Genomic DNA, 21551 nt, shown 5'->3' with positions numbered 1-21551 from the left:
AAGGCGTGGAAATGATCATGCCGGGCGACAACGCCGAGCTGGACGTCGAGCTGATCACCCCGATCGCCATGGACCAAGGCCTGCGCTTCGCCATTCGCGAAGGCGGCCGGACCGTCGGCGCCGGCGTCGTGGCCAAGATCATCGAGTAGTCACACACTCGAGACGAGCCCAAGGAAGGCCGCCGGGGATCACCCCGGCGGCCTTTTTCTTTGGGCGATCGGCGGCCTCATGACGGCCAAGTCATGACCTCGAATTAAGTCGGCGCGGTGCGGCCGTCCGGCTAACCTTCAGCCTGGGTTTGGGTCATGAGGGAGAAGACCGATGCGTCTTCCAGTGGTTGGTCTGGCTGCCGCGGCGGTCCTGTGCGCGGGCGCCGCGCACGCGCAGTCCGTGGAAATCAAGGATGCGGTGGCGCGGGTCACTGTGGTTCCGGAGGACCGCGGCGACGTGAAGGTCGAAGTGATCCGGGGCAACCCGCGCCTGCCGTTGCAGGTCCGCAGCATGGGCGGCCGCACCATCGTCGACGGCGACCTGCGCATGAATCGGATTCGCAACTGTGGCGGCGAGGGCGCCAACAGCCGGGTCGAAGTGGCCGGAATCGGGCCGGTGGCCTGGCGCGACATGCCCGAAGTGGTGATCCGCACGCCGCGTAACGTGAAGGTGTCGGCCGGCGGCGCGGTGTTCGGCTCTGTCGGGCGCGCAGCGAGCGTGGATCTCGCCAACGCCGGCTGTGGCGACTGGCTGGTGGCCGACGTTCAGGGCGAGCTGAAGCTCAGCCAAGCCGGTTCGGGCGACACCCGCGCCGGCTCCTCGGGCCGGGCGCACGTCCGCGTGGCCGGCAGCGGCGATGTGGCCGCGGCCGTCGTCCGCGGTCCCCTGCAGGTGGACGTGGCCGGTTCGGGCGACGTGGCCGTGGGCTCCGTCAATGGCGAGCTCGACGTGCGCATCGCCGGCAGCGGTGATGTGCGGATCGGCGGGGGCAGGGCCAACGAGATGAAGGTGTCCATCGCAGGCTCCGGCGACGTGGATTTCCGCGGCGTGGCCGACAGTCTGAAGGCGCGCGTGGCCGGCTCGGGCGACGTCCGCGCCCGCGAAGTGCGCGGCCCGGTGTCCAAGCAGGTGATCGGCTCGGGCGGCGTTACGATCGGCTAAGGCCGATTCCACGGAATCGCCGGGAGCGGTCGCTTGCCGCAGCGCTCCCGGCGCCTTCAGGCTCCCGCGGTGGTCCGACCTGCACCTAGGCCGGGTCTGGATCTTTCCCAGCCGGATCAGGGACTTGGCTTTGCCGGACGGGCGGGGAGGGGCGGTGTTTGATCCCGCCAGGAACCTTTTCCGGGGTCGTTTACACCGCTTGACCGAAGCGCCCCGAAGAAGTATCTACCCGCCTCCTGTTGGACCGGCTGTGCGGACCGAAGCAATTCGGAACGCAGACGCGGTCCGCAGAACGACCTGAGGCAGTGCTGAAAAGCTAGCGTTTCGGGAGGGGCCCTCGCGGTGTCGCGCGGGCCTGTGTCGTTTGTGCGGACTTACGCGTACGGGCTCTCATCTGAGGGTTCGGGTTGGTCTTTGAAATGGTCGAGATCACGCGGGCGGCCCGCCGTCTGTAGGGAAACAAAAGAGCGATATGGCTCAGAACATTCGCATCAGGCTGAAAGCCTTCGATCACCGCGTGCTGGACCATTCCACCCGCGAGATCGTGAATACGGCGAAGCGGACGGGCGCTGCTGTGCGCGGCCCCATCCCGCTGCCGACGCGCATCGAGAAATTCACCGTCAACCGTTCGCCGCACATCGACAAGAAGTCGCGCGAGCAGTTCGAAATCCGCACGCACAAGCGCGTGCTCGATATCGTCGACCCCACCCCGCAGACCGTGGACGCGCTGATGAAGCTCGACCTGTCCGCCGGCGTGGACGTCGAGATCAAGCTCTAAGGGGACCAAGCCGATGCGTACCGGCGTGATCGCCAAAAAGCTGGGTATGGCTCGCTTCTTCGACGAAGCCGGCGCCCACGTGCCCGTGACCGTGCTCAGCCTCGAAGGCTGCCAGGTCGTGGCCCAACGCACCAAGGACAAGGACGGCTACGTCGCCCTTCAACTTGGCGCCGGCGCCAAGAAGGCCAAGAACACGACCAAGGCTCTGCGCGGCCATTTCGCGAAGGGTCAGGTCGAGCCGAAGCGGACTCTCGCCGAGTTCCGCGTCTCCGAAGACAACCTGATCGACGTCGGCGCCGAGCTGACCGCCGATCACTTCCTGCCCGGCCAGAAGATCGACATCACCGGCGTGACCGTCGGTAAGGGCTTCGCCGGCGCCATGAAGCGCTGGAACTTCGGCGGTCTGCGGGCCACCCACGGCGTGTCCGTGTCGCACCGTTCGCACGGTTCGACGGGCAACCGTCAGGATCCGGGCCGTACGTTCCCGGGCAAGAAGATGGCTGGCCACCTCGGCCAGGAAACCGTCACCACCCTCAACCTCACCGTTTGGCGCGTCGACGTCGAGCGCGGCCTCATCCTGGTCAAGGGCGCTGTCCCGGGCACCGAAGGCACGTTCGTGAAGATCCGCGACGCCGTGAAGGTGGCTCTGCCGGCCGAAGCCCCGAAGCCGGGCGCCTTCCGCACCGCCGGTTCGGCCGCCGAGGCCCAGGCTGCTCCGGCTGAAGAGCCGGCCGCCGTGGAAGCCGAGACGCAAGCGCCGGAATCTGGGGACCAAGCCTAATGAAACTCGACGTCATCAAGCTCGACGGCGGGAAGGGCGGCTCGATCGAGCTGGCCGATGAGATCTTCGGCATCGAAGAGATCCGCGGCGACATCCTCCAGCGCGTCGTCACCTGGCAGCTGGCCAAGCGCCGCGCCGGGACGCACAAGATCCAAGTCCGCAACGAGGTCTCTCGTACGGGCAAGAAGATGTACAAGCAGAAGGGCACCGGCGGCGCCCGTCACGGTTCGCGCCGTGCGGCTCAGTTCGTCGGCGGCGCCAAGGCGCACGGTCCGGTCGTTCGCAGTCATGCGTTCGATCTGCCGAAGAAGATCCGCGCCCTGGCCCTGCGCCACGCCCTGTCGTCCAAGGCCCGCACCGGTGCGCTGATCGTTCTCGACAGCGCCGCCGTGGGCGACGCCAAGACGGCCGCCCTGCGCGCCAGCCTGGCCAACATCGGCGTGACCAACGCCCTGGTGATCGCCGGCGCCGAGGTCGACAACAACCTGAAGCTCGCCGCTCGCAACATCCCGAACGTGGACGTGCTGCCGAACGCGGGCCTCAACGTCTATGACGTGCTGCGCCGTCAGACCCTCGTCCTCACCCGGGACGCGGTCGACGCCATCCAGGCGCGGTTCCAAGCCAAGGAGGCCGCGTGATGGCTGAGCAGCCCACCGCCCGTCATTACGACACCATCCTGGCTCCGGTGATCACGGAAAAGGCCACCCTGCTCAGCGAGCAGAACAAGGTCGTCTTCCGCGTTGCGGCCGATGCGTCCAAGGACGAAATCGCCGCCGCTGTCGAAGCGCTGTTCAAGGTCAATGTGACCAAGGTCAACACTGTCGTGACCAAGGGCAAGACCAAGCGCTTCCGCGGCATCATCGGGCGCCGTTCCGACGTCAAGAAAGCGATCGTGACCCTGGCCGACGGCCAGTCGATCGACATCACCACGGGGCTCTGATCCGATGGCCTTGAAGCAATACAATCCGACTTCGCCGGGCCGGCGTCAGCTGGTCCTGGTCGACAAGTCCGACCTCCACAAGGGCCGGCCGGAAAAGTCCCTCGTCGAGGGTCTGAACAAGTCCGGCGGTCGTGGCGGCGGCGGGCGCATCGCCGTTCGCTTCCGTGGCGGCGGCGCCAAGCGCCTGTACCGGACCATCGATTTCAAGCGCCGCAAGTTCGACGTCCCCGCGACCGTCGAGCGCCTGGAATACGATCCGAACCGTTCGGCCTTCATCGCGCTGGTGCGCTATGAGGACGGCGAGCTGGCCTATATCCTGGCTCCGCAACGCCTGAAGGCCGGCGACCAGGTCGTCGCCTCCGAAAAGGCCGACGTGAAGCCGGGCAACGCCATGCCGCTGCGCGGCATGCCGATCGGCACGATCATCCACAACGTCGAGCTGAAGCCCCTCAAGGGCGGCCAGGTCGCGCGTTCGGCTGGCACCTACGCCCAGCTGGTGGGTCGTGACGCCGGCTACGCCCAGATCCGCCTGAACTCGGGCGAACTGCGGATGGTGCCGGACTCCTGCATGGCCACGGTTGGCGCCGTGTCCAACCCGGACCACATGAACGAAGTCATGGGCAAGGCCGGCCGCGTCCGGCACAAGGGCCGCCGGCCCCACGTCCGCGGCGTCGCCATGAACCCGGTCGATCACCCGCACGGCGGCGGTGAAGGCAAGACCTCGGGCGGCCGTCACCCGGTCACCCCGTGGGGCAAGCCCACCAAGGGCAGCAAGACCCGCACCAACAAGGCGACGGACAAGTTCATCATCCGCTCGCGTCACGCCAGGAAGGCTCGCTAAGGCATGACCCGCTCTGTCTGGAAAGGTCCGTTCGTCGACGGATACCTGCTCAAGAAGGCCGAGGCCCTGCAGGCCTCCGGCCGCAAGGATGTGATCAAGACCTGGTCGCGCCGCTCCACCATCATGCCGCAGTTCGTGGGTCTCACGTTCGGCGTGCACAACGGCCAGAAGCACGTGCCCGTTCTCGTCTCCGAGGACATGGTCGGCATGAAGCTGGGCGAGTTCGCTCCGACCCGCTTCTTCCCCGGTCACGCGGCCGACAAGAAGGCCAAGAGGAAGTAACCATGGCCAAGCAAGCCAAAGAGCGTCGTCTGACGACGGCCGAAGCGATGGCCAAGGTCCGCACCCTGCGCACCAGCCCGCGCAAGCTGAACCTGGTCGCTCAGTCGATCCGCGGCCTCAAGGTCCAGCGGGCCCTGAACGAGCTGGAGTTCAGCCCCAAGCGCATCGCCATCGACGTGCGCAAGGCGCTCTACTCGGCGATCTCCAACGCCGAGAACAACCACAACCTCGACATCGACTCCCTGGTCGTCGCCGAGGCCTACGTGGGCAAGAACCTGGTGATGAAGCGCTTCGCCGCCCGTGCGCGGGGCCGCGCTTCGCGCATCGAGAAGCCGTTCTCCGAGATCACCATCGTGGTCCGCGAGCAAGGTGAGGCCGTCTGATGGGTCAGAAAGTCAATCCGGTCGGGCTGCGCCTCGGCATCAACCGTACCTGGGACAGCCGCTGGTTCGCCGACGGCCAGGAATACGGCAAGCTCCTTCACCAGGACCTGAAGATCCGTCGCGCGCTGAAGAAGCGCCTGTACCAGGCTTCGGTGTCGCGCATCGTGATCGAGCGCCCGCACAAGAAGTGCCGCATCACCATCTATGCCGCGCGCCCCGGCGTGATCATCGGCAAGAAGGGCGCGGACATCGACAAGCTGCGCAAGGACATCGCGGCCATGACCGGCGGCGAAGTTCACCTGAACATCGTCGAAATCCGCAAGCCGGAAACCGACGCCCAGCTGGTGGCCGAGAACATCGCCCAGCAGCTCGAGCGCCGGGTCGCCTTCCGCCGCGCCATGAAGCGCTCCATGCAGTCGGCCATGCGTCTGGGCGCCAAGGGCGTTCGGATCAACGTGTCCGGCCGTCTGGGCGGCGCTGAAATCGCCCGGATGGAATGGTACCGCGAAGGCCGCGTGCCGCTGCACACCCTGCGCGCCGACATCGACTATGGCTTCACCGAAGCCAAGACGACCTACGGCGTCATCGGCGTGAAGGTGTGGGTCTTCAAGGGCGAAGTGCTCGAGCACGACCCGATGGCTCTCGACAAGCGTCTGTCCACCGAAAGCGGCCCGGCCGGCGAGGGTGACCGTCGCGAGCGCGGCGATCGTCCGGATCGCGGCCCGCGTCGTGATCGCCGCGGCGAGCAGGCGAACGCCTAAGGAATTCGAGCATGCTGTCTCCGAAGAGAACCAAGTACCGTAAGCAGTTCAAGGGTCGGATCTCCGGCACCTCGAAGGGCGGCACGACCCTGAACTTCGGCTCCTACGGCCTGAAGTCGGTCGAGCCGGAACGCATCACGGCGCGCCAAATCGAAGCCGCTCGTCGGGCGATCACCCGCCAGATGAAGCGTCAAGGCCGGGTGTGGATCCGCATCTTCCCGGACGTGCCGGTCACCGGCAAGCCGGCCGAAGTGCGGATGGGCAGCGGCAAGGGCTCGGTCGAGTACTGGGCCGCCCGCGTCGCCCCTGGCCGCATCATGTTCGAAATCGACGGCGTTCCCGACGATGTGGCCCGTGAAGCCCTGCGCCTCGGCGCGGCCAAGCTTCCGGTGAAGACCCGCATCGTCACCCGGATCGACGCCGCTGTCGCGGAGTCCGCGTGATGAAGATTGAAGAAATCCGGGGGATGACCCCTGATCAGCTGGCCGAACAGCTCCTGTCTCTCAAGAAGGAGCAGTTCAACCTTCGCTTCGCGAAGGCGACCGGCCAGGTGGAGAAGACCCACCGCGTGGGCGAGGTGCGCAAGGATATCGCGCGCATCCAGACCGTCCTGCGCGCCAAGCAGGCTCAGGCCTGAGGAGAGCCAGACAATGCCGAAGCGAATTCTCGAAGGCGTCGTCGTCTCCGACAAGGGCGACAAGACGGTCGTGGTGAAGGTCGAGCGGACCTTCCTGCACCCGGTGCTGAAGAAGACCGTCCGTCGGTCGAAGAAGTACCACGCTCACGACGAGGCGAATGCCTACAAGGCCGGCGAAGTGGCTCGCATCATCGAATGCGCGCCGAAGTCGAAAACCAAAACCTGGGAAGTGCTGCCTAAGGGCGGTGCGGACCAGCAAGCGTAAGGGATCAAAGCAATGATCCAGATGCAGACTAACCTGGATGTGGCCGACAACTCGGGCGCGCGCCGGGTCATGTGCATCAAGGTGCTGGGCGGCGCGAAGCGTCGTTACGCCAGCGTCGGCGACAAGATCGTCGTCTCCGTCAAGGAGGCCATCCCGCGCGGCCGCGTGAAGAAGGGTGATGTGCTGCAAGCCATCGTCGTTCGCACCAGCCAGGCGATCAAGCGCAAGGACGGTTCGGTGATCCGTTTCGACAAGAACGCCGCCGTGATCGTGAACAAGCAGAGCGAGCCGATCGGCACGCGGATCTTTGGCCCGGTTCCCCGCGAACTGCGCGCCAAGAACCACATGAAGATCATCTCCCTCGCCCCTGAGGTGCTGTAATGGCGGCGAAGATCAAGAAGGGGGACCGCGTCGTGGTCCTCACTGGCAAGGACAAGGGCCGTCAGGGCTCCGTCCTCCAGGTGTTTCCGAAGGAACAGCGCGTGCTGGTGGAAGGCCTGAACATGGTTCAGCGCCACACCCGTCCGACGCAGACCGACCCGCAAGGCGGGATCAAGAACAAGGAAGCGCCGCTTCACGTGTCGAACGTGGCCGTCGTCGACTCCCAGGGCAAGCCGACCCGCGTTGGCTTCCGCATGGAAGGCGACAAGAAGGTCCGTTTCGCCAAGACGACCGGCGAGGTGATCAATGGCTGATCAAGCTTACGAACCGCGGCTGAAGACCGAATACCGCTCGCGCATCCGCGCGGCCATGCGGGAACAGTTCGGCTACACCAACGAGATGCAGATCCCCAAGCTGGACAAGATCGTCCTGAACATGGGGATCGGCGAAGCGGTCGGCGACTCCAAGAAGGTCCAGGCGGCCATCGCGGACCTGGCCAAGATCGCCGGTCAGAAGCCGGTGGCCACCAAGGCCCGCACCTCCATCGCCGGCTTCAAGCTGCGCGAAGGCATGACGATCGGCGCCAAGGTCACCCTGCGCCATGACCGCATGTACGAATTCCTGGACCGGCTGATCACGATCGCGCTGCCGCGTGTGAAGGATTTCCGGGGCCTGAAGCCCACCTCTTTCGACGGTCGTGGCAACTACGCCATGGGTCTGAAGGAACACATCGTGTTCCCGGAGATCAATTACGACCAGATCGATCAGATGTGGGGCATGGACATCATCGTCGCCACGACTGCGAAGACCGACGACGAAGCGCGCGCGCTTCTCAAGGAATTCCAGTTCCCGTTCGTTCAAGCGTAAGCGGCGGGAAGGAAGAAGCACATGGCCAAGAAGAGCGCCGTCAACCGCAATGAGCGCGTCAAGCAGCTCGTCAAGCAATACGCCACCAAGCGCGATGCGCTGAAGGCGATCGCCAACGACGAGAGCCTGCCGCTCGAAGACCGTTTCGAAGCCCGGCTGAAGCTCGCGGAGCTGCCGCGTAATTCGTCCAAGGTCCGCATCCGCAACCGCTGCGAGGTCACTGGGCGTCCGCGCGCTTATTACCGCAAGCTGAAGATGAGCCGCGTCTCCCTGCGTGACCTTGGGTCGCTCGGGCAGATCCCCGGCCTCGTCAAGTCGAGCTGGTAGGAGGGTCCAATGGTCAATGACCCCATCGGCGATCTGATCGCCCGTATCAAGAACGCTGCCCAGCGCAGCCGTCAGAAGGTCACCACGCCTGCGTCGAAGATGCGCGCGCGGGTGCTCGACGTCCTTCTCGAGGAAGGCTACATCCGCGGCTACCACCTGGTGGAAAAGCCGGGCGCCTTCCCCGAGTTCGAAATCGAGCTCAAGTACTTCGATGGCCAGCCCGTGATCGTCGAGATCAGCCGGGTCTCCAAGCCGGGCCGTCGCGTCTATTCGTCGATCAAGGACCTGAAGCCCGTGAAGAACGGTCTCGGGATCTCGATCCTGTCGACGCCCAAGGGCGTCATGTCCGACACGGCCGCGCGTGACGCGAACGTGGGCGGCGAAGTCCTCTGCCGGGTCTACTAAGATGTCCCGTATCGGTAAGAAGGCGGTCGCGATCCCCAACGGGGTCACGATCACGATCGAAGGTCAGAGCGTCACGGTGAAGGGGCCCAAGGGCCAACTCGCCTGGACTGTGGCCGACGAGATCGAAGTGCGCCAGGAAGGCCAGGAACTGGTCCTTTCCAAGCGCGTCGAGACCACCCGCGCCCAGGCGATGTGGGGTCTTTCGCGCACCCTGGTGAACAACATGGTGACCGGCGTCACCGCTGGCTACGAGCAGGCGCTCGAGCTGGTGGGCGTGGGTTACCGGGCGGCGATGAAGGGCCAGGCGCTCTCCATGCAGCTCGGTTTCTCGCACGACGTCGACATTCCGCCGCCGGCTGGCATCACCTTCGCCACGCCCAAGCAGACGGAAATCCGCATCTCCGGCATCGACAAGCAACTGGTTGGCGAAACCGCCGCCCGCATCCGTCGGATCCGTCCGCCGGAGCCCTACAAGGGCAAGGGTGTGCGCTACGCTGGCGAGTCCGTCCGCCGCAAGGAAGGCAAGAAGAAGTAAGCCATGGCGCTCTCTCCTCGCGATTCGTCTCAGCGCCGCGCGCAGCGTAACCGCACGCGCCTTCGCAAGTTCGCCAACGGTCGGCCGCGTCTGTCGGTCTTCCGTTCGTCGAAGAACATCTACGCCCAGATCATCGATGATGAGCGCGGCGTGACCCTGGCCGCCGCCTCGTCGCTGGAAGGCGGCGAAAGCAAGCAGAAGGGCTCCGACAAGGACGCCGCTGCTCGCGTTGGCGCTCTGGTCGCTCAGCGCGCGCTCGAAAAGGGCGTGACGGACGTGGTCTTCGATCGCGGCGGCTATCTCTATCACGGTCGGGTGAAGGCGCTGGCTGACGCCGCGCGCGAAGCCGGCCTGAACTTCTAAGGAACTCCGATGGCTCGCAGGAACGAAGAGCGCGGCGACCGTCGCAATCGCGAAGAAGAACGCGACAGCGAAATCGTCGAAAAGCTGGTCCACATCAACCGCGTCGCCGCCACCGTGAAGGGCGGCCGCCGGTTCTCCTTCGCCGCTCTGATGGTCGTTGGCGACCAAAAGGGCCGCGTGGGCTTCGGTCATGGCAAGGCGCGTGAAGTGCCGGAAGCCATCCGCAAGGCGACCGAAGAAGCCAAGAAGTCGATGATCCGCGTGCCGCTCCGCGAGAGCCGCACCCTGCACCACGACGGCGATGGCCGTTGGGGCGCTGGCAAGGTGATGGTCCGCGCGGCGCCTCCCGGCACCGGCGTCATCGCCGGCGGTCCGATGCGCGCGGTTCTCGAAACCCTGGGTGTCCAGGACGTCGTCGGCAAGTCCGTCGGCTCCTCGAACCCCTACAACATGGTGCGCGCCACCTTTGAAGCGCTGAAGGCCCAGTCTTCGCCGCGTCAGGTCGCCGCCAAGCGTGGCAAGAAGGTCTCTGAAGTCATCGGCCGCCGCGCCGACGGCGCCTCGGCGACCAGCTCGGCCGCCGCCGACTCCGAAGGTTAAGTTCGATGGCTACGATCACCGTTCGTCAGACCGGCAGCCCGATCCGCCGGAAGAAGGACCAGCGCGCCACCCTGATCGGCCTTGGGCTGAACCGGCTGGGCCGCACGTCCACTCTGGAAGACACCCCCTCCGTCCGTGGGATGATCGCCAAGGTCGCCCACATGGTCGAGGTGGTGGAATAACCACTTCGTTTGTGCCATAGGCACGACGTAGAAGGGCGGCGCGCAAGCGTCGCCCCTCGGCGTTTCTAGCGCCAAGTTTTCATCAGCCGAGTCGGAGCACCCGCTCCGGCGACAGATCTCCAAGGAGAGGCGTCATATGACCAAGCTCAACGATCTCGCCCCGCGCGAGGGCTCCACCAAGAACCGCATGCGCGTCGGCCGCGGCCCGGGCTCGGGCAAGGGCAAGACCGCCGGTCGCGGTGTGAAGGGCCAGAAGGCGCGTTCGGGCGTCGCCGTCGGCGGCTTCGAAGGCGGCCAGATGCCGCTGCACATGCGTATGCCGAAGCGCGGCTTCAACAACCCGTTCCGTCTCGAGTTCGCGGAAGTAAACCTGTGGCGCATCGAGCAGGCGATCGCCGCCGGCAAGCTGGACGCGGGTTCGGCCATCGACGCGGAAGCCCTGATCAAGGCCGGCGTGATCCGCCGCTCGCTGGACGGCGTGAAGCTGCTCGGTAAGGGCAAGCTGCAGTCCAAGATCAACCTGACCGTCTACTCGGCCACGGCTTCGGCCCGCGCCGCCGTGGAAGCGGCCGGCGGCTCGCTCACCACCACCAAGAAGGAAGCTTCGGCGGAAGCCTAAGCCCTTTCGGGACAGCGTTTTATACCGGCCTCGCGTTTGCTCGCGGGGCCGGACCGTCCTATGTGAGCAGGACTTCGAGTCAGGGGATTTGGTGAATGGCTTCGGCCGCCGAGCAACTCGCCGCTAACATGAACTTCGGGTCCTTCCAGAAGGCGACCGAGCTTCATAAGCGCATCTGGTTCACCCTCATGGCGATGATCGTCTATCGCCTCGGGTGCTACATCCCCATCCCCGGCATCGACATCAACGCCTTCGCCCAGGCCTTCCAAGGCCAGGCTGGCGGCATCCTGGGCATGTTCAACATGTTCTCGGGCGGCGCCGTGCAGCGGATGGCGATCTTCTCGCTGAACGTGATGCCGTACATCTCGGCCTCGATCATCGTTCAGCTGCTCGGCACGGTTTATCCGCCGTGGGAGAAGCTGCGGAAGGAAGGCGGCGAGGCGGGGCGCAAGACGCTCAACCAGTACACCCGCTACCTGACCGTCATCCTGGCGATCTTCCAGTCGGCCTCCATCGCCATCGGCCTGCAGGCCGGGCAGGGGATCGTCGACAATCCGGGTCCGTTCTTCGTCATCTCCACCGTCGTCATCCTGACCGGCGGCACGATGTTCCTGATGTGGCTGGGCGAGCAGATCACCAGCCGCGGCATCGGCAACGGCGTGTCCCTGATCATCTTCGCCGGCATCGTGGCGGTGTTCCCGACGGCGCTGTTCCAGGCCTTCTCGCTGGCTCGCACCGGCACCATCAGCGGCGGTGTGCTGCTGATGATCGCGGTGCTGCTGGTGGCGGTGACGGTCGCCATCGTGTTCTTCGAACGCTCGCAGCGGCGTCTGCTGGTCCAGTACCCCAAGCGCCAGGTCGGCAACCGCATGTTCGGCGGCGACACCTCGTTCCTGCCGCTGAAGATCAACACCGCGGGCGTCATCCCGCCGATCTTCGCCTCGTCGCTGCTGCTGCTGCCGGCCACGGTCATGGGCTTCCTGGCCACCGCCAATCTGCCCTCCTGGGCGCAGTGGCTGCCCGGCATGGTGGGTCAGCTGCAGCACGGCCAGCCGCTGTTCATGGTCTTCTACGGCCTGCTGATCGTCTTCTTCTGCTTCTTCTACACGTCCATCGTCTTCAATCCGGACGAGACGGCGGAGAACCTGCGCAAGTACGGCGGCTTCCTGCCGGGCATCCGGCCGGGCAAGCGCACGGCCGAGTACCTGGACTACGTGCTGACCCGCCTGACGGTGATCGGCGCCGCCTACATCACCGTGGTCTGCCTGCTGCCTGAGGCCATCATCAGCCTGTCCGGCGTCCAGCAGTTCTACCTGGGCGGCACCTCGGTGCTCATCGTGGTCAGCGTCACCATGGACACGGTGACCCAGATCCAGTCGCACCTGTTGGCCCACCAGTACGAAGGCCTCATCAAGAAGTCTAAGTTGCGCGGGATGCGCGGCCGCTAAACTGCGGCCGTGATTCCGGCTCCGCAGAAGGGCCGGCAGGGAGGCTATCGGAAATGAATCTGATCCTGTTCGGGCCGCCGGCGGCCGGCAAGGGCACGCAGGCCAAGCGGCTGGTGGAAAGCCGCCGCATGGTCCAGCTCTCCACGGGCGACATGCTGCGTGCCGCCATCGCGTCGGGCTCCGAGCTCGGCCAGAAGGTCGACGGCATCATCAAGCGTGGCGAGCTGGTCTCCGACGAGATCGTGATCGAGCTGATCGAGCAGCGCCTGCCGGAAACCGAAGCGGCGGGCGGGGCGATCTTCGACGGCTTCCCCCGCACGCTCGCCCAGGCCCAGGCGCTCGACGAAATGCTCGCCCAGCGCGGCAAGAAGATCGATCTCGTGGTTCGCCTCAAGGTGGACGACGAGGCGCTGATGCAGCGCATCGCCGGCCGTTTCGCCGAAAGCGGACGCCCGGACGACAACCCCGATAGCTTCAAGGTCCGCCTGGGCGCCTACAACGCCCAGACCAAGCCGCTGCTTCCGTACTACGAAGGGCAGGGCAAGCTGGTCGAGGTGGACGGCATGGGCTCCATCGACACCGTGGCCGCCGCCATCGACGGGGCCCTGGACGGCGTCACCGCCTGACCTGCGCCTGCGCCGGTTGTTACCGGCGCCACAGTGCGCGCTTTGCGTGAAATCTGGACCCGAATTAATTCGGCTTCCTCTCAAGTCGCTGTAGAACCTGCCTCGGGTAACACCGTCGGGGGAACTGGACTTGGACTATCGTTTTCAGGGGCATGCTGGGGTCTGGTCCCGCGCGTCGGCCTACGCTCTGATCGGGGCGAGCGCGATCGCGTTGACCGCTTGCGGCAAGAAGCCTGATGCCAAGGCCGAGGCCCCGAAGGAGCGCGCCACCCAAACCGTCAGCGTCGTGCCGGCCAAGGTCGAAGCGCTGCCCCGCGTCATCAACGCTTCGGGCACCGTCTCGGCTTGGGAAGAGGTGCCGGTGGGCGCCGAAACCGGCGGCCTGACGGCCACCGCCGTGCTGGTGGACGAAGGCGACTACGTCCGTCAGGGGCAAGTCCTCGTGAAGCTGAACGACTCCGTGCTGAGCGCCCAGCTGCGCCAGCAGGACGCCGCCGTCGCCAGCGCCCGGGCCACCCTTTCGGAAGCCTCCGCCGCGCTTAACCGCGCGCGCGAACTGAACCGCTCCGGCTATCTGTCGGCCGCTTCGCTGGAAACCGCCGTGGCCCGCCAGCAGACCGCTGTCGCCCAGCTCGCGTCGGCTGAAGCCTCCCGCGGCGAGACCGCCGCGCGCCTGGCCCAGACCAACGTCCGCGCGCCGGTGAACGGCACGATTTCATCGCGCAGCGTCACCAAGGGCCAGATCGTCGGCGCAGGTTCCGAGCTCTTCCGCATGGTCCGCGACGGCCGGCTGGAGCTGGACGCCCAGATCCCTGAGACCGAGCTTGCCCTGGTGCGCGCCGGCATGCCCGCCGCCGTCAGCTCCGAGCAGGTGGGGCAGGCGACGGGCCGCGTGCGCATCGTCACGCCCCAGGTCGACGCCCAGAGCCGCCTCGGCACCGCCCGCATCGCCTTGACCCAGCCCGGCGACCTGAAGCCCGGCATGTTCGCCCGCGCCCAGATCCAGGCCGGCGCCCAGCCCTCGATCGTGGTGCCCACCGCCGCGGTGCTCTACCGCGAGAACCGCCCGGGCGTGTACGTCGTCGACCCCGCCAACCGCGTCCGCTTCCGCCAGGTGGCGGTGTTGACCCGCACCGGCTCGCAGACCGCCCTGACCGGACTTACCGCCGGCGAGCGTGTGGCCGTGGACGGCGCAGGCTTCCTGGGCGACGGCGATCTCGTGCGGGTCGGCCAGGCCGCCGCGCCGGCGGGCCTGGTGCGCACCTCCAACGGGGCCTCGCAATGAGGAACATCTCCTCCTGGGCGATCCGCAACCCGATCCCCATCATCCTGCTTTTCCTGCTCCTGACGCTGGCCGGCCTGGTCGCGTTCAAGAGCATGCGGATCAACAACAACCCGGATGTCGACCTGCCGCTGGTGGTGGTCTCGGCCGCCCGCCCGGGCGCCGCGCCCAGCGAGCTCGAGACCCAGGTCACCCGCCTGATCGAGGACGCGGTGGCCGGCCTTGGTCAGATCCGCCACATCAACTCGGACGTGGGCGACGGCTACTCCTCGACCCTGATCGAGTTCGAGCTGGGCGTGGACCACGAAAAGGTCACCAACGACGTCCGCAACGCGATGGCCCAGCTGCGGGCCGCCCTCCCGCAGGACATGCAGGAGCCCAGCGTCACGCGGATCGACATCTCGGGCGACCCCCTGATCACCTACATGGTCAAGGCGCCGTCTATGACGCCGGAGCAGCGCTCCTGGTTCGTGGACAACGACGTTTCCAAGACCCTGCTGGGCATCCGCGGGGTGGGCGAGGTCAACCGCATCGGCGGCGTCGACCGCGAGATCGCCGTGGAGCTCGACCCCGATCGTCTGTCGGCCCTCGGCGTCACCGCCGCCCAGGTCAGCCAGGCGCTGACCGGCACCAACGCCGACCTGCCCGGGGGCCGCGTCACCGTGGCAGGCTCCGAGCGCACCATCCGCACCCTGGGCGCCGCAAGCTCGGTGGAGCAGCTGCGCGAGACCCGGGTTCCCCTGGGCGGCGGCCGCTCTGTCCGCCTGGCCGAGCTCGGCCAGGTCAAGGACAGCTGGGCTGAGCCGCGCACCCGCGCCCGCTATGACGGCCAGGAAGTGGTCACCTTCAACATGGTCCGGTCGCGCGGCGCCAGCGAGGTGCAGACCGCCGAAAAGGTCCGCAAGGCCGTCGAGAAGCTCGACGCCGAGCACCCCGAGCTCACCATCGAAGAGCTCACCTCCAACGTGAAGTACATCGAGGAAAGCTACATCGCCTCGATGGAGGCCCTGCTGATCGGCGCGGGCCTGGCCGTGCTGGTGGTGTTCGTCTTCCTGCGGGACTGGCGCGCGACGTTCATCGCCGCCGTCGCCATGCCGCTGTCGCTGATCCCGACCTTTGCGGTGCTAGGCCCGATGGGCCAGTCGCTGAACGGCGTCACCCTGCTGGCCCTGTCGCTCACCGTCGGCATCCTGGTGGACGACGCCATCGTCGAGATCGAGAACATCGTCCGGCACATGCGCTCGGGCAAGGCGCCCTATGCCGCGGCCATGGAAGCGGCCGACGAAATCGGCCTGGCGGTCGTCGCCACCACCCTGACCATCGTGGCGGTGTTCGCGCCCACGGGCTTCATGCCCGGCGTGGTCGGCCAGTTCTTCAAGGCCTTCGCCCTGGCGGCCTGCGTGTCGGTGCTGTTCTCGCTGGTCGTCGCCCGCCTGCTCACGCCCCTGATGGGCGCCTACATGCTCAAGGCCCATGGCCACGAGGATCGTGAGCCCGGCTGGATGCCCGCCTACCTGCGCGCCCTCGACTGGTCGCTGAACCATCGCTGGGTGGTGTTCGTCGCGGGCATCGTGCTGCTGGGCAGCTCGTTCCTGCTGGTGCCCAAGCTGCCGTTCGAGTTCCAGCCGCCCGCCGACCGCGGCCGCGCGCCGTTCTCCATCGAGCTGCAGCCCGGCGCGACCCTGGACGAGACCGACGCCATCGCCCAGCGCGTCACCCGCGAGCTGCTGGCCCGTCCGGAAGTCACCGGCGTCTATGTTTCCATCGGCTCCAACGGCGTGAACCGCGGCACGGTCAACGCCGACCTCGTCCCCAAGGGCGAGCGCATGGGCCAGCAGGAATTCAGCCGGATGATGGTCGACAAGTTCGCCGAGATCCCCGGCGCACGGATCGGCGCCGGCTCCGGCAACGGCGGCGGCCCCAGCGACGGCGGCAGCTACACCCTGCGCCTGCTCAGCGACAACGGACCCCAGCTCGAAGCCGCCGCCCGTCGGGTGGAAGCGGAGATGCGCAACGTCCCGGGCCTCGCCCACGTGGTGAACACCGCCTCCATCGCCCGCCCCGAGATCGTGGTCACCCCGCGTCCGGAACAGGCGGCCCTGGCCGGCGTGTCCGTGGCCGCCATCTCCCAGGCGGTGCGCGTGGCCACCATCGGCGACGTCGACCAGAACCTGCCCAAGTACAACCTCGGCGACCGCCAGATCCCCATCCGCCTGCGCCTGACGGAGCAGGGCCGGGGCGAACTGGCCGTGCTCCAGGACCTGAAGCTGCCCACCGCCAACGGGGGCTCGGTGCCGCTCAGCTCGGTGGCCGACATCCGCTTCGCCGCCGGTCCCTCGCACATCGAGCGTCAGGACCGCTCGCGCGTCGCCACCATCACGGCCGAACTGAACGGCATCGCGGTGGGCGAGGCGGCCAAGCGCGTCCACGCTCTGCCGTCGGTCCGCAACCTGCCGGCCGGCGTTCGCGAAGTGCCCGCCGGCGATGCCGAGTTCATCCAGGAGATGCTGTCGGGCTTCGCCTTGGCGTTCATCACCGGCTTGCTGCTGATGTACATGGTGCTGGTGCTGCTATTCCGCGGCTTCGCCCAGCCGGTGACCATCATGGCGGCCCTGCCGCTGGCCATCGTCGGGGCCTTCGCCCTGCTGGTGCTGGCCGGCAGCAGCTTCTCGATCTCGACGCTGATCGGCATCCTCATGCTGATGGGCATCGCGGCCAAGAACTCCATCCTGCTGGTGGAATACGCGATCATGGCGATGAGCCAGGGCATGCCCCGCCGGGACGCCCTGATGGACGCGGCGCGCAAGCGGGCCCGGCCGATCGTCATGACCACCGTGGCCATGGCGGCCGGCATGGCGCCGGTGGCCGTGGGCTTCGGGGCCGACACCGAGTTCCGCGCGCCCATGGCCATCGCGGTGATCGGCGGCCTGATCACCTCCACCCTGCTGTCGCTGCTCTATGTCCCGGTGATCTTCACCTTCATGGATCAGCTGAAGAACTTCGGCATGAAGCGCCTCCATCGCTGGATGGGACACCGTCACCATCCGGCCGAGGCCGCTCACGGCGGGGGCCACATCCCCGCCCGCGCCGCCGAGTAGGCGGCCGAGCCGCAAAGCCCCAGCCGCCCTTGACGCCGGTCAAGGGCGGCTTCAGGCCTTCGGGGTAGGAGGCCGCCATGACCACGCGCAACCTCGAAGCCCTGTTCCGGCCCCGCGCCATCGCCCTGATCGGCGCCAGCAACCAGCCCGGATCCGTCGGCCAGGTGGTCGCCCGCAACCTGCTGGAAAGCGGGTTCGAGGGGCCGGTCATGCCGGTGAACCCCCATGCCAAGGCGGTGCGCTCGGCGCTCGCCTACCGCCGCATCGCCGACCTGCCGCAGACCCCGGACCTCGCCGTGGTGGCGACCCCGGCCGCGACCGTGCCGGGCGTCATCGCTGAACTGGGCGCCCGCGGCTGTCGCGCCGCCGTGGTGATCAGCACCGGCTTTTCCCCCGGCGCGTCCGATCCCTCCCTGCGGCAGGCCCTGCTGGATGCGGCCAAGCCCCACCTGCTGCGGATCGTCGGACCCAACTGCCTGGGTTTCATCTCGCCGCGGCTGGGCATCAACGCCAGCTTCGCGCACCTGACGCCGAAACCCGGCGGCCTGGCCCTGGTCACTCAATCGGGCGCCATCGCCGCCGCCGCCCTGGACTGGGCCCAGCCGCGCAACGTCGGCTTCTCCCAGATGATCAGCATCGGCGACGCCGCCGACGTCGATGTGGGCGACCTGCTGGACTACCTGGCCCTGGATCCTGAGACCCGCGCCATCCTGCTCTACGTCGAGAGCATCACCGACGCGCGCAAGTTCATGAGCGCCGGCCGGATCGCCGCCCGCAGCAAGCCCGTGGTGGTGATCAAGGCCGGCCGCAGCAACGCGGGCGCCAAGGCCGCCTTCTCCCACACCGGCGCCCTGGCCGGCGCCGACGCCGTCTATGACGCCGCCTTCCGCCGCGCCGGCATGCTGCGCGTCGGCGGCCTGCGCGAGCTGTTCGACGCCGCCGCCACCCTGTCCACCGGGCTCACCGTTTCCGGCGACCGCCTGGCGATCCTGACCAACGGCGGCGGGGCCGGCGTGCTGGCCGTGGACGCCCTGGATGATCGGGGCGGCCAGCTGGCGGAGCTGGAGCCGGCGACGATCGAGGCGGTCAGCCGCGCCGTCTCCCCCAACTGGTCGCACCGCAATCCCGCCGACATCCTGGGCGATGCGCCCGCCGCCGCCTACCAGGCCGCCCTCCAGACGCTGCTGGCCGATCCGAACGCCGACGCCGTCCTGGTGATGAACTGTCCGACCGCCGTGACCGACAGCACCAGCGCCGCCAAGGCGGTGATCTCGGCCGCCGCCATGCCGGGGCGGCGCAAGCCCGTGCTCACCTGCTGGCTAGGCGACGCCCAGGTCAGCGAAGGCCGCCGCCTGTTCGCAGGCGCCGGGCTGCCCACGCACGAGACGCCGGACGAGGCGGTTCGCGCCTTCACCCATCTGGTCCGCTATCGCCGCAACCAGACCCTGATGCTGCGCACCCCGTCGCCCGCCGCCGAGATCCCGGACAAGGCCGCGGCCCGCGCCATCGTCCGCGAAGCCCTGCTCGACGGCCGGGCCAGCCTCACCGATCCGGAGGCCCGCGCCGTGCTGGAAGCCTATGGCGTTCCGGTCGTCGTCAGCCGCTCGGTGGAAAGCCCGCAGGCCGCCGCCGAAGCGGCGCGGGACATGCCGGGCCCGCTCGCGCTCAAGATCCTGTCGCGCGACATCAGCCACAAGAGCGATGTGGGTGGGGTGGCCCTCGATATTTCAGGGCCGGACGCCGTCGCCCAGGCCGCCGCCGACATGCTGGAGCGGGTGGCGCAGGTGCGTCCCGACGCGCGGCTCGAAGGCTTCGTTCTGGAGCCGATGATTGTGCGCCCGCGCGCCCAGGAGCTGATCTGCGGCATCACCCAGGACGCCACCTTCGGGCCCGTGGTGCTGTTTGGCCAGGGCGGCGTCGCCACCGAAGCGCTCAAGGACCGCGCCGTCAGCCTGCCGCCGCTCGACGACCTGATCGCCATGGAGATGATCGAGCAGACCCGCGTCGCCCACCTGCTGGCCGGGTTCCGCGACCGCCCGCCGGCCGACCTCCAGGCCATCGTGCGCGTGCTGATCGGCTTAGGCCAGCTCGCCGCCGACCTGCCGGAGGTGGCCGAACTCGACATCAACCCGCTGCTGGCCGACGAGACCGGCGTCCTGGCGCTGGACGCCCGCATCCGCATCCACCAGCCAGGGGAGGGGGTGATCCGTCCGGCGATCCTGCCCTATCCCGACAGCTTGGTGCGCACCGTCGACGTGGCCGGCGATCCCCTGCGCGTGCGTCCGATCCGACCTCAGGACGCGCCCGCCTTGGTGGACATGGTCTCGCGCAGCACGCCCGAAGATGTCCGCCTGCGGTTCCTGGGCGGCATGCGCACCCTTTCGCCCGAGCTCGCCGCGCGGCTGACCCAGATCGACTACGATCGGCAGATGGCCCTGGTGGCCGAAGACCCCTCCGGCGAGATCCTCGGCGTCGCGCGCATCATCATCGATCCGGAAGGCGAGACCGCCGAGTACGCTGCCATGGTCCGCAGCGACCGGCAGGCGAGGGGGCTTGGCGGCATGCTGCTGCAGTCGGTGCTCGACTACGCCCGTGCTCGCGGCCTGCGCCAGGTCTGGGGCGAGGTCCACCGCGAGAACGCCCGCATGCTCGATCTCGCCGACCACTTGGGCTTTCAGCGTCATCCGTCAGACGAGTTCAGCGTCCGGGTGGTCAAGGACCTGCAGGCTCAGCCCGCCGCGGTCGCGCCCGCCACATAGGCGTCGATTTCCGCCAGTCGCTGCTGCACCTCGGCGGGCGACAGGAACGATCCGGTGAAGCTGTTCTTGGCCAGGGTGACCAGCTCGTCCCGCGACAGGTCCACCGCTTCGGCGATGGCCGTCCAGTTCTGGCCCAGATAGCCGCCGAAGTAGGCCGGATCGTCGGAGTTCACCGTCGCCTTCAGGCCCAGCTGCAACATGCGCTTCAGGGGGTGGGTCTTCAGGTCGTCCACCACGCACAGCTTCAGGTTCGACAACGGGCAGACCGTCAGGGTCATGCCTTCCTCCGCCAGCCTGCGCGACAGCGCCTCGTCCTCCAGAGAGCGGTTGCCGTGGTCCAGCCGGTCGACCTGCAGCAGGTCCAGCGCTTCCCAGACGTACTCGGGCGGGCCTTCCTCGCCGGCGTGCGCCACCAGCTTCAGCCCGCGCTCGCGGGCGGCGGCGAACACTCGCTCGAACTTGCGGGGCGGATGGCCGACTTCCGAGGAGTCGAGTCCGACGCCGGCGATCCGGTCCAGGTAGGGCTCCGCATCCTTGAGCGTGGCGAACGCGGCCCCTTCATCCAGGTGACGCAGGAAGCACAGGATCAGCTTGGAGGTGACGCCCAGTTCCCGCTTGGCCTGCGCCATGCCGGCCAGCAGCCCGTCGGCGACCACGGCGAACGGCACGCCCCGGTCGGTGTGGGTCTGCGGATCGAAGAACAGCTCCACGTGCCGCGCGCCGTCGGCGGCGACCCGCCGGAAGTAGGCGAGCGCCAGGTCGCGGAAGTCCTCTTCCGTCAGCAGGACGTTGGCCCCCTGATAGTAGATGTCCAGGAAGTCCTGCAGGTTCGAGAAGGCGTAGGCGGCGCGGACGGCTTCCACGGAATCAAAGGGCAGGGCGACTCGGTTGCGCCGGGCGAACTCGAACATCTGCTCCGGCTCCAGGCTGCCCTCGATGTGCAGGTGAAGCTCGGCCTTGGGCAGGCCGCGGATGAAATCGGACATGTCGGTCATGGCCGCAGACTCCCGCCGCGGGCGCCTGCGCGTCAAGCAAACTGCGACCTTTTCGCCCGAACGGGGCGCTACCGCGTTGGATTTGCATCTAAACGGCCCGTCATGCTTTCCTTAACCATCTCGGGGCGAACTTTGCGTCTCGTGAGAACGGACGGCGCGCGGGGTGTGGCCTTGCGTGAAGGTAGATCTGTTCACATTTGTCCCGTTTCCGATTGACGGAAGGGCCGCGATCCATATAACGAGG

The 21551-nt window shown here is 67.5% G+C and carries 29 protein-coding genes; 28 read left to right on the top strand and 1 reads right to left on the bottom strand.

The annotated features are described in order from the left end of the window. The 28 genes from DJ018_RS18210 to DJ018_RS18075 all read left to right on the top strand — a co-directional run. Window positions 1-149: EF-Tu C-terminal domain-related protein (locus tag DJ018_RS18210; protein WP_476742288.1), on the top strand; the 149-nt coding region annotated here is incomplete at its 5' end. A gap of 172 nt (window positions 150-321) precedes the next feature. Continuing rightward, window positions 322-1152 carry a GIN domain-containing protein gene (locus tag DJ018_RS18205; RefSeq protein ID WP_111516392.1) on the top strand — a complete coding sequence of 277 codons (831 nt, stop codon included), beginning with the start codon at window positions 322-324 and terminating at the stop codon, window positions 1150-1152. A 472-nt stretch (window positions 1153-1624) separates the two neighbouring features. Continuing rightward, complete coding sequence (gene rpsJ, locus DJ018_RS18200; protein ID WP_068876686.1) at window positions 1625-1930, top strand: 30S ribosomal protein S10; 306 nt, start codon at window positions 1625-1627, stop codon at window positions 1928-1930. Window positions 1931-1943: 13 nt separating this feature from the next. After that, complete coding sequence (gene rplC / locus DJ018_RS18195) at window positions 1944-2711, top strand: 50S ribosomal protein L3 (protein ID WP_111516391.1); 768 nt, start codon at window positions 1944-1946, stop codon at window positions 2709-2711. Then, window positions 2711-3349 (top strand): 50S ribosomal protein L4, encoded by a 639-nt coding sequence (gene rplD / locus DJ018_RS18190; protein ID WP_111516390.1) that lies wholly within the window; start codon window positions 2711-2713, stop codon window positions 3347-3349. The genes rplC and rplD overlap by 1 nt, the downstream gene beginning before the upstream one ends. Beyond that, window positions 3349-3651 carry a 50S ribosomal protein L23 gene (locus DJ018_RS18185; RefSeq protein ID WP_111516389.1) on the top strand — a complete coding sequence of 101 codons (303 nt, stop codon included), beginning with the start codon at window positions 3349-3351 and terminating at the stop codon, window positions 3649-3651. The genes rplD and DJ018_RS18185 overlap by 1 nt, the downstream gene beginning before the upstream one ends. Window positions 3652-3655: 4 nt before the next feature. After that, entirely contained in the window at window positions 3656-4492 is an 837-nt protein-coding gene (rplB, locus tag DJ018_RS18180) for a 50S ribosomal protein L2 (RefSeq protein WP_111516388.1), read from the top strand. 3 nt (window positions 4493-4495) lie between these two features. Then, the gene (gene rpsS, locus DJ018_RS18175; RefSeq protein ID WP_068876691.1) at window positions 4496-4774 is read left to right on the top strand and encodes a 30S ribosomal protein S19; all 279 of its coding nucleotides are present in this window, start codon (window positions 4496-4498) and stop codon (window positions 4772-4774) included. Window positions 4775-4776: 2 nt separating this feature from the next. Then, window positions 4777-5157, top strand: a complete 381-nt coding sequence (gene rplV / locus DJ018_RS18170) for a 50S ribosomal protein L22 (RefSeq protein ID WP_111516387.1) — start codon at window positions 4777-4779, stop codon at window positions 5155-5157. Beyond that, window positions 5157-5918 carry a 30S ribosomal protein S3 gene (rpsC, locus tag DJ018_RS18165; RefSeq protein WP_111516386.1) on the top strand — a complete coding sequence of 254 codons (762 nt, stop codon included), beginning with the start codon at window positions 5157-5159 and terminating at the stop codon, window positions 5916-5918. The genes rplV and rpsC overlap by 1 nt, the downstream gene beginning before the upstream one ends. Window positions 5919-5929: 11 nt before the next feature. Beyond that, window positions 5930-6361, top strand: a complete 432-nt coding sequence (gene rplP, locus DJ018_RS18160) for a 50S ribosomal protein L16 (protein WP_111516385.1) — start codon at window positions 5930-5932, stop codon at window positions 6359-6361. After that, the gene (gene rpmC, locus DJ018_RS18155; RefSeq protein ID WP_111516384.1) at window positions 6361-6555 is read left to right on the top strand and encodes a 50S ribosomal protein L29; all 195 of its coding nucleotides are present in this window, start codon (window positions 6361-6363) and stop codon (window positions 6553-6555) included. The genes rplP and rpmC overlap by 1 nt, the downstream gene beginning before the upstream one ends. Before the next feature lie 13 nt (window positions 6556-6568). Continuing rightward, window positions 6569-6820, top strand: a complete 252-nt coding sequence (rpsQ, locus tag DJ018_RS18150) for a 30S ribosomal protein S17 (protein ID WP_111516383.1) — start codon at window positions 6569-6571, stop codon at window positions 6818-6820. A gap of 12 nt (window positions 6821-6832) precedes the next feature. Further along, window positions 6833-7201, top strand: coding sequence for a 50S ribosomal protein L14 (gene rplN / locus DJ018_RS18145; RefSeq protein WP_111516382.1), 369 nt, complete (start codon window positions 6833-6835; stop codon window positions 7199-7201). Beyond that, complete coding sequence (gene rplX / locus DJ018_RS18140; RefSeq protein ID WP_111516381.1) at window positions 7201-7515, top strand: 50S ribosomal protein L24; 315 nt, start codon at window positions 7201-7203, stop codon at window positions 7513-7515. The genes rplN and rplX overlap by 1 nt, the downstream gene beginning before the upstream one ends. Continuing rightward, window positions 7508-8068, top strand: coding sequence for a 50S ribosomal protein L5 (gene rplE, locus DJ018_RS18135; protein WP_111516380.1), 561 nt, complete (start codon window positions 7508-7510; stop codon window positions 8066-8068). Before rplX ends, rplE begins: the two co-directional genes overlap by 8 nt. Before the next feature lie 21 nt (window positions 8069-8089). Next, the gene (rpsN, locus tag DJ018_RS18130) at window positions 8090-8395 is read left to right on the top strand and encodes a 30S ribosomal protein S14 (protein WP_111516379.1); all 306 of its coding nucleotides are present in this window, start codon (window positions 8090-8092) and stop codon (window positions 8393-8395) included. Window positions 8396-8404: 9 nt separating this feature from the next. Then, window positions 8405-8800: a 30S ribosomal protein S8 gene (rpsH, locus tag DJ018_RS18125; RefSeq protein ID WP_111516378.1), complete on the top strand. Its 396-nt coding sequence runs from the start codon at window positions 8405-8407 to the stop codon at window positions 8798-8800. A 1-nt stretch (window position 8801) separates the two neighbouring features. Continuing rightward, on the top strand, window positions 8802-9335 hold the full coding sequence (gene rplF / locus DJ018_RS18120) for a 50S ribosomal protein L6 (RefSeq protein WP_111516377.1): 534 nt from the start codon (window positions 8802-8804) through the stop codon (window positions 9333-9335). Between the two features lie 3 nt (window positions 9336-9338). Continuing rightward, window positions 9339-9698: a 50S ribosomal protein L18 gene (gene rplR, locus DJ018_RS18115; RefSeq protein WP_111516376.1), complete on the top strand. Its 360-nt coding sequence runs from the start codon at window positions 9339-9341 to the stop codon at window positions 9696-9698. Window positions 9699-9707: 9 nt separating this feature from the next. Further along, entirely contained in the window at window positions 9708-10298 is a 591-nt protein-coding gene (rpsE, locus tag DJ018_RS18110; protein WP_111516375.1) for a 30S ribosomal protein S5, read from the top strand. Window positions 10299-10303: 5 nt separating this feature from the next. Continuing rightward, complete coding sequence (rpmD, locus tag DJ018_RS18105) at window positions 10304-10480, top strand: 50S ribosomal protein L30 (protein ID WP_111516374.1); 177 nt, start codon at window positions 10304-10306, stop codon at window positions 10478-10480. Between the two features lie 136 nt (window positions 10481-10616). Then, window positions 10617-11099 (top strand): 50S ribosomal protein L15, encoded by a 483-nt coding sequence (rplO, locus tag DJ018_RS18100; RefSeq protein WP_111516373.1) that lies wholly within the window; start codon window positions 10617-10619, stop codon window positions 11097-11099. 95 nt (window positions 11100-11194) lie between these two features. After that, entirely contained in the window at window positions 11195-12547 is a 1353-nt protein-coding gene (gene secY / locus DJ018_RS18095; protein ID WP_111516372.1) for a preprotein translocase subunit SecY, read from the top strand. 53 nt (window positions 12548-12600) lie between these two features. Next, window positions 12601-13173, top strand: a complete 573-nt coding sequence (locus DJ018_RS18090) for an adenylate kinase (protein ID WP_111516371.1) — start codon at window positions 12601-12603, stop codon at window positions 13171-13173. 130 nt (window positions 13174-13303) lie between these two features. Next, complete coding sequence (locus DJ018_RS18085; RefSeq protein WP_240609606.1) at window positions 13304-14458, top strand: efflux RND transporter periplasmic adaptor subunit; 1155 nt, start codon at window positions 13304-13306, stop codon at window positions 14456-14458. After that, window positions 14455-17553, top strand: a complete 3099-nt coding sequence (locus tag DJ018_RS18080; RefSeq protein ID WP_111516370.1) for an efflux RND transporter permease subunit — start codon at window positions 14455-14457, stop codon at window positions 17551-17553. The genes DJ018_RS18085 and DJ018_RS18080 overlap by 4 nt, the downstream gene beginning before the upstream one ends. A gap of 77 nt (window positions 17554-17630) precedes the next feature. Further along, entirely contained in the window at window positions 17631-20312 is a 2682-nt protein-coding gene (locus tag DJ018_RS18075; RefSeq protein ID WP_111516369.1) for a bifunctional acetate--CoA ligase family protein/GNAT family N-acetyltransferase, read from the top strand. On the opposite strand, the gene DJ018_RS18070 is transcribed toward DJ018_RS18075, so the two are convergent. Next, on the bottom strand, window positions 20282-21307 hold the full coding sequence (locus DJ018_RS18070; protein ID WP_111516368.1) for an adenosine deaminase: 1026 nt from the start codon (window positions 21305-21307) through the stop codon (window positions 20282-20284). The genes DJ018_RS18075 and DJ018_RS18070 overlap by 31 nt on opposite strands. Between the last annotated feature and the right edge of the window lie 244 nt (window positions 21308-21551).

The sequence above is a fragment of the Phenylobacterium deserti genome (assembly GCF_003254705.1).
Classification (GTDB): domain Bacteria; phylum Pseudomonadota; class Alphaproteobacteria; order Caulobacterales; family Caulobacteraceae; genus Phenylobacterium; species Phenylobacterium deserti.
The sequence above is the reverse complement of the archived record's forward strand: the minus strand, read 5'-3'. Positions and strand labels throughout refer to the sequence as shown.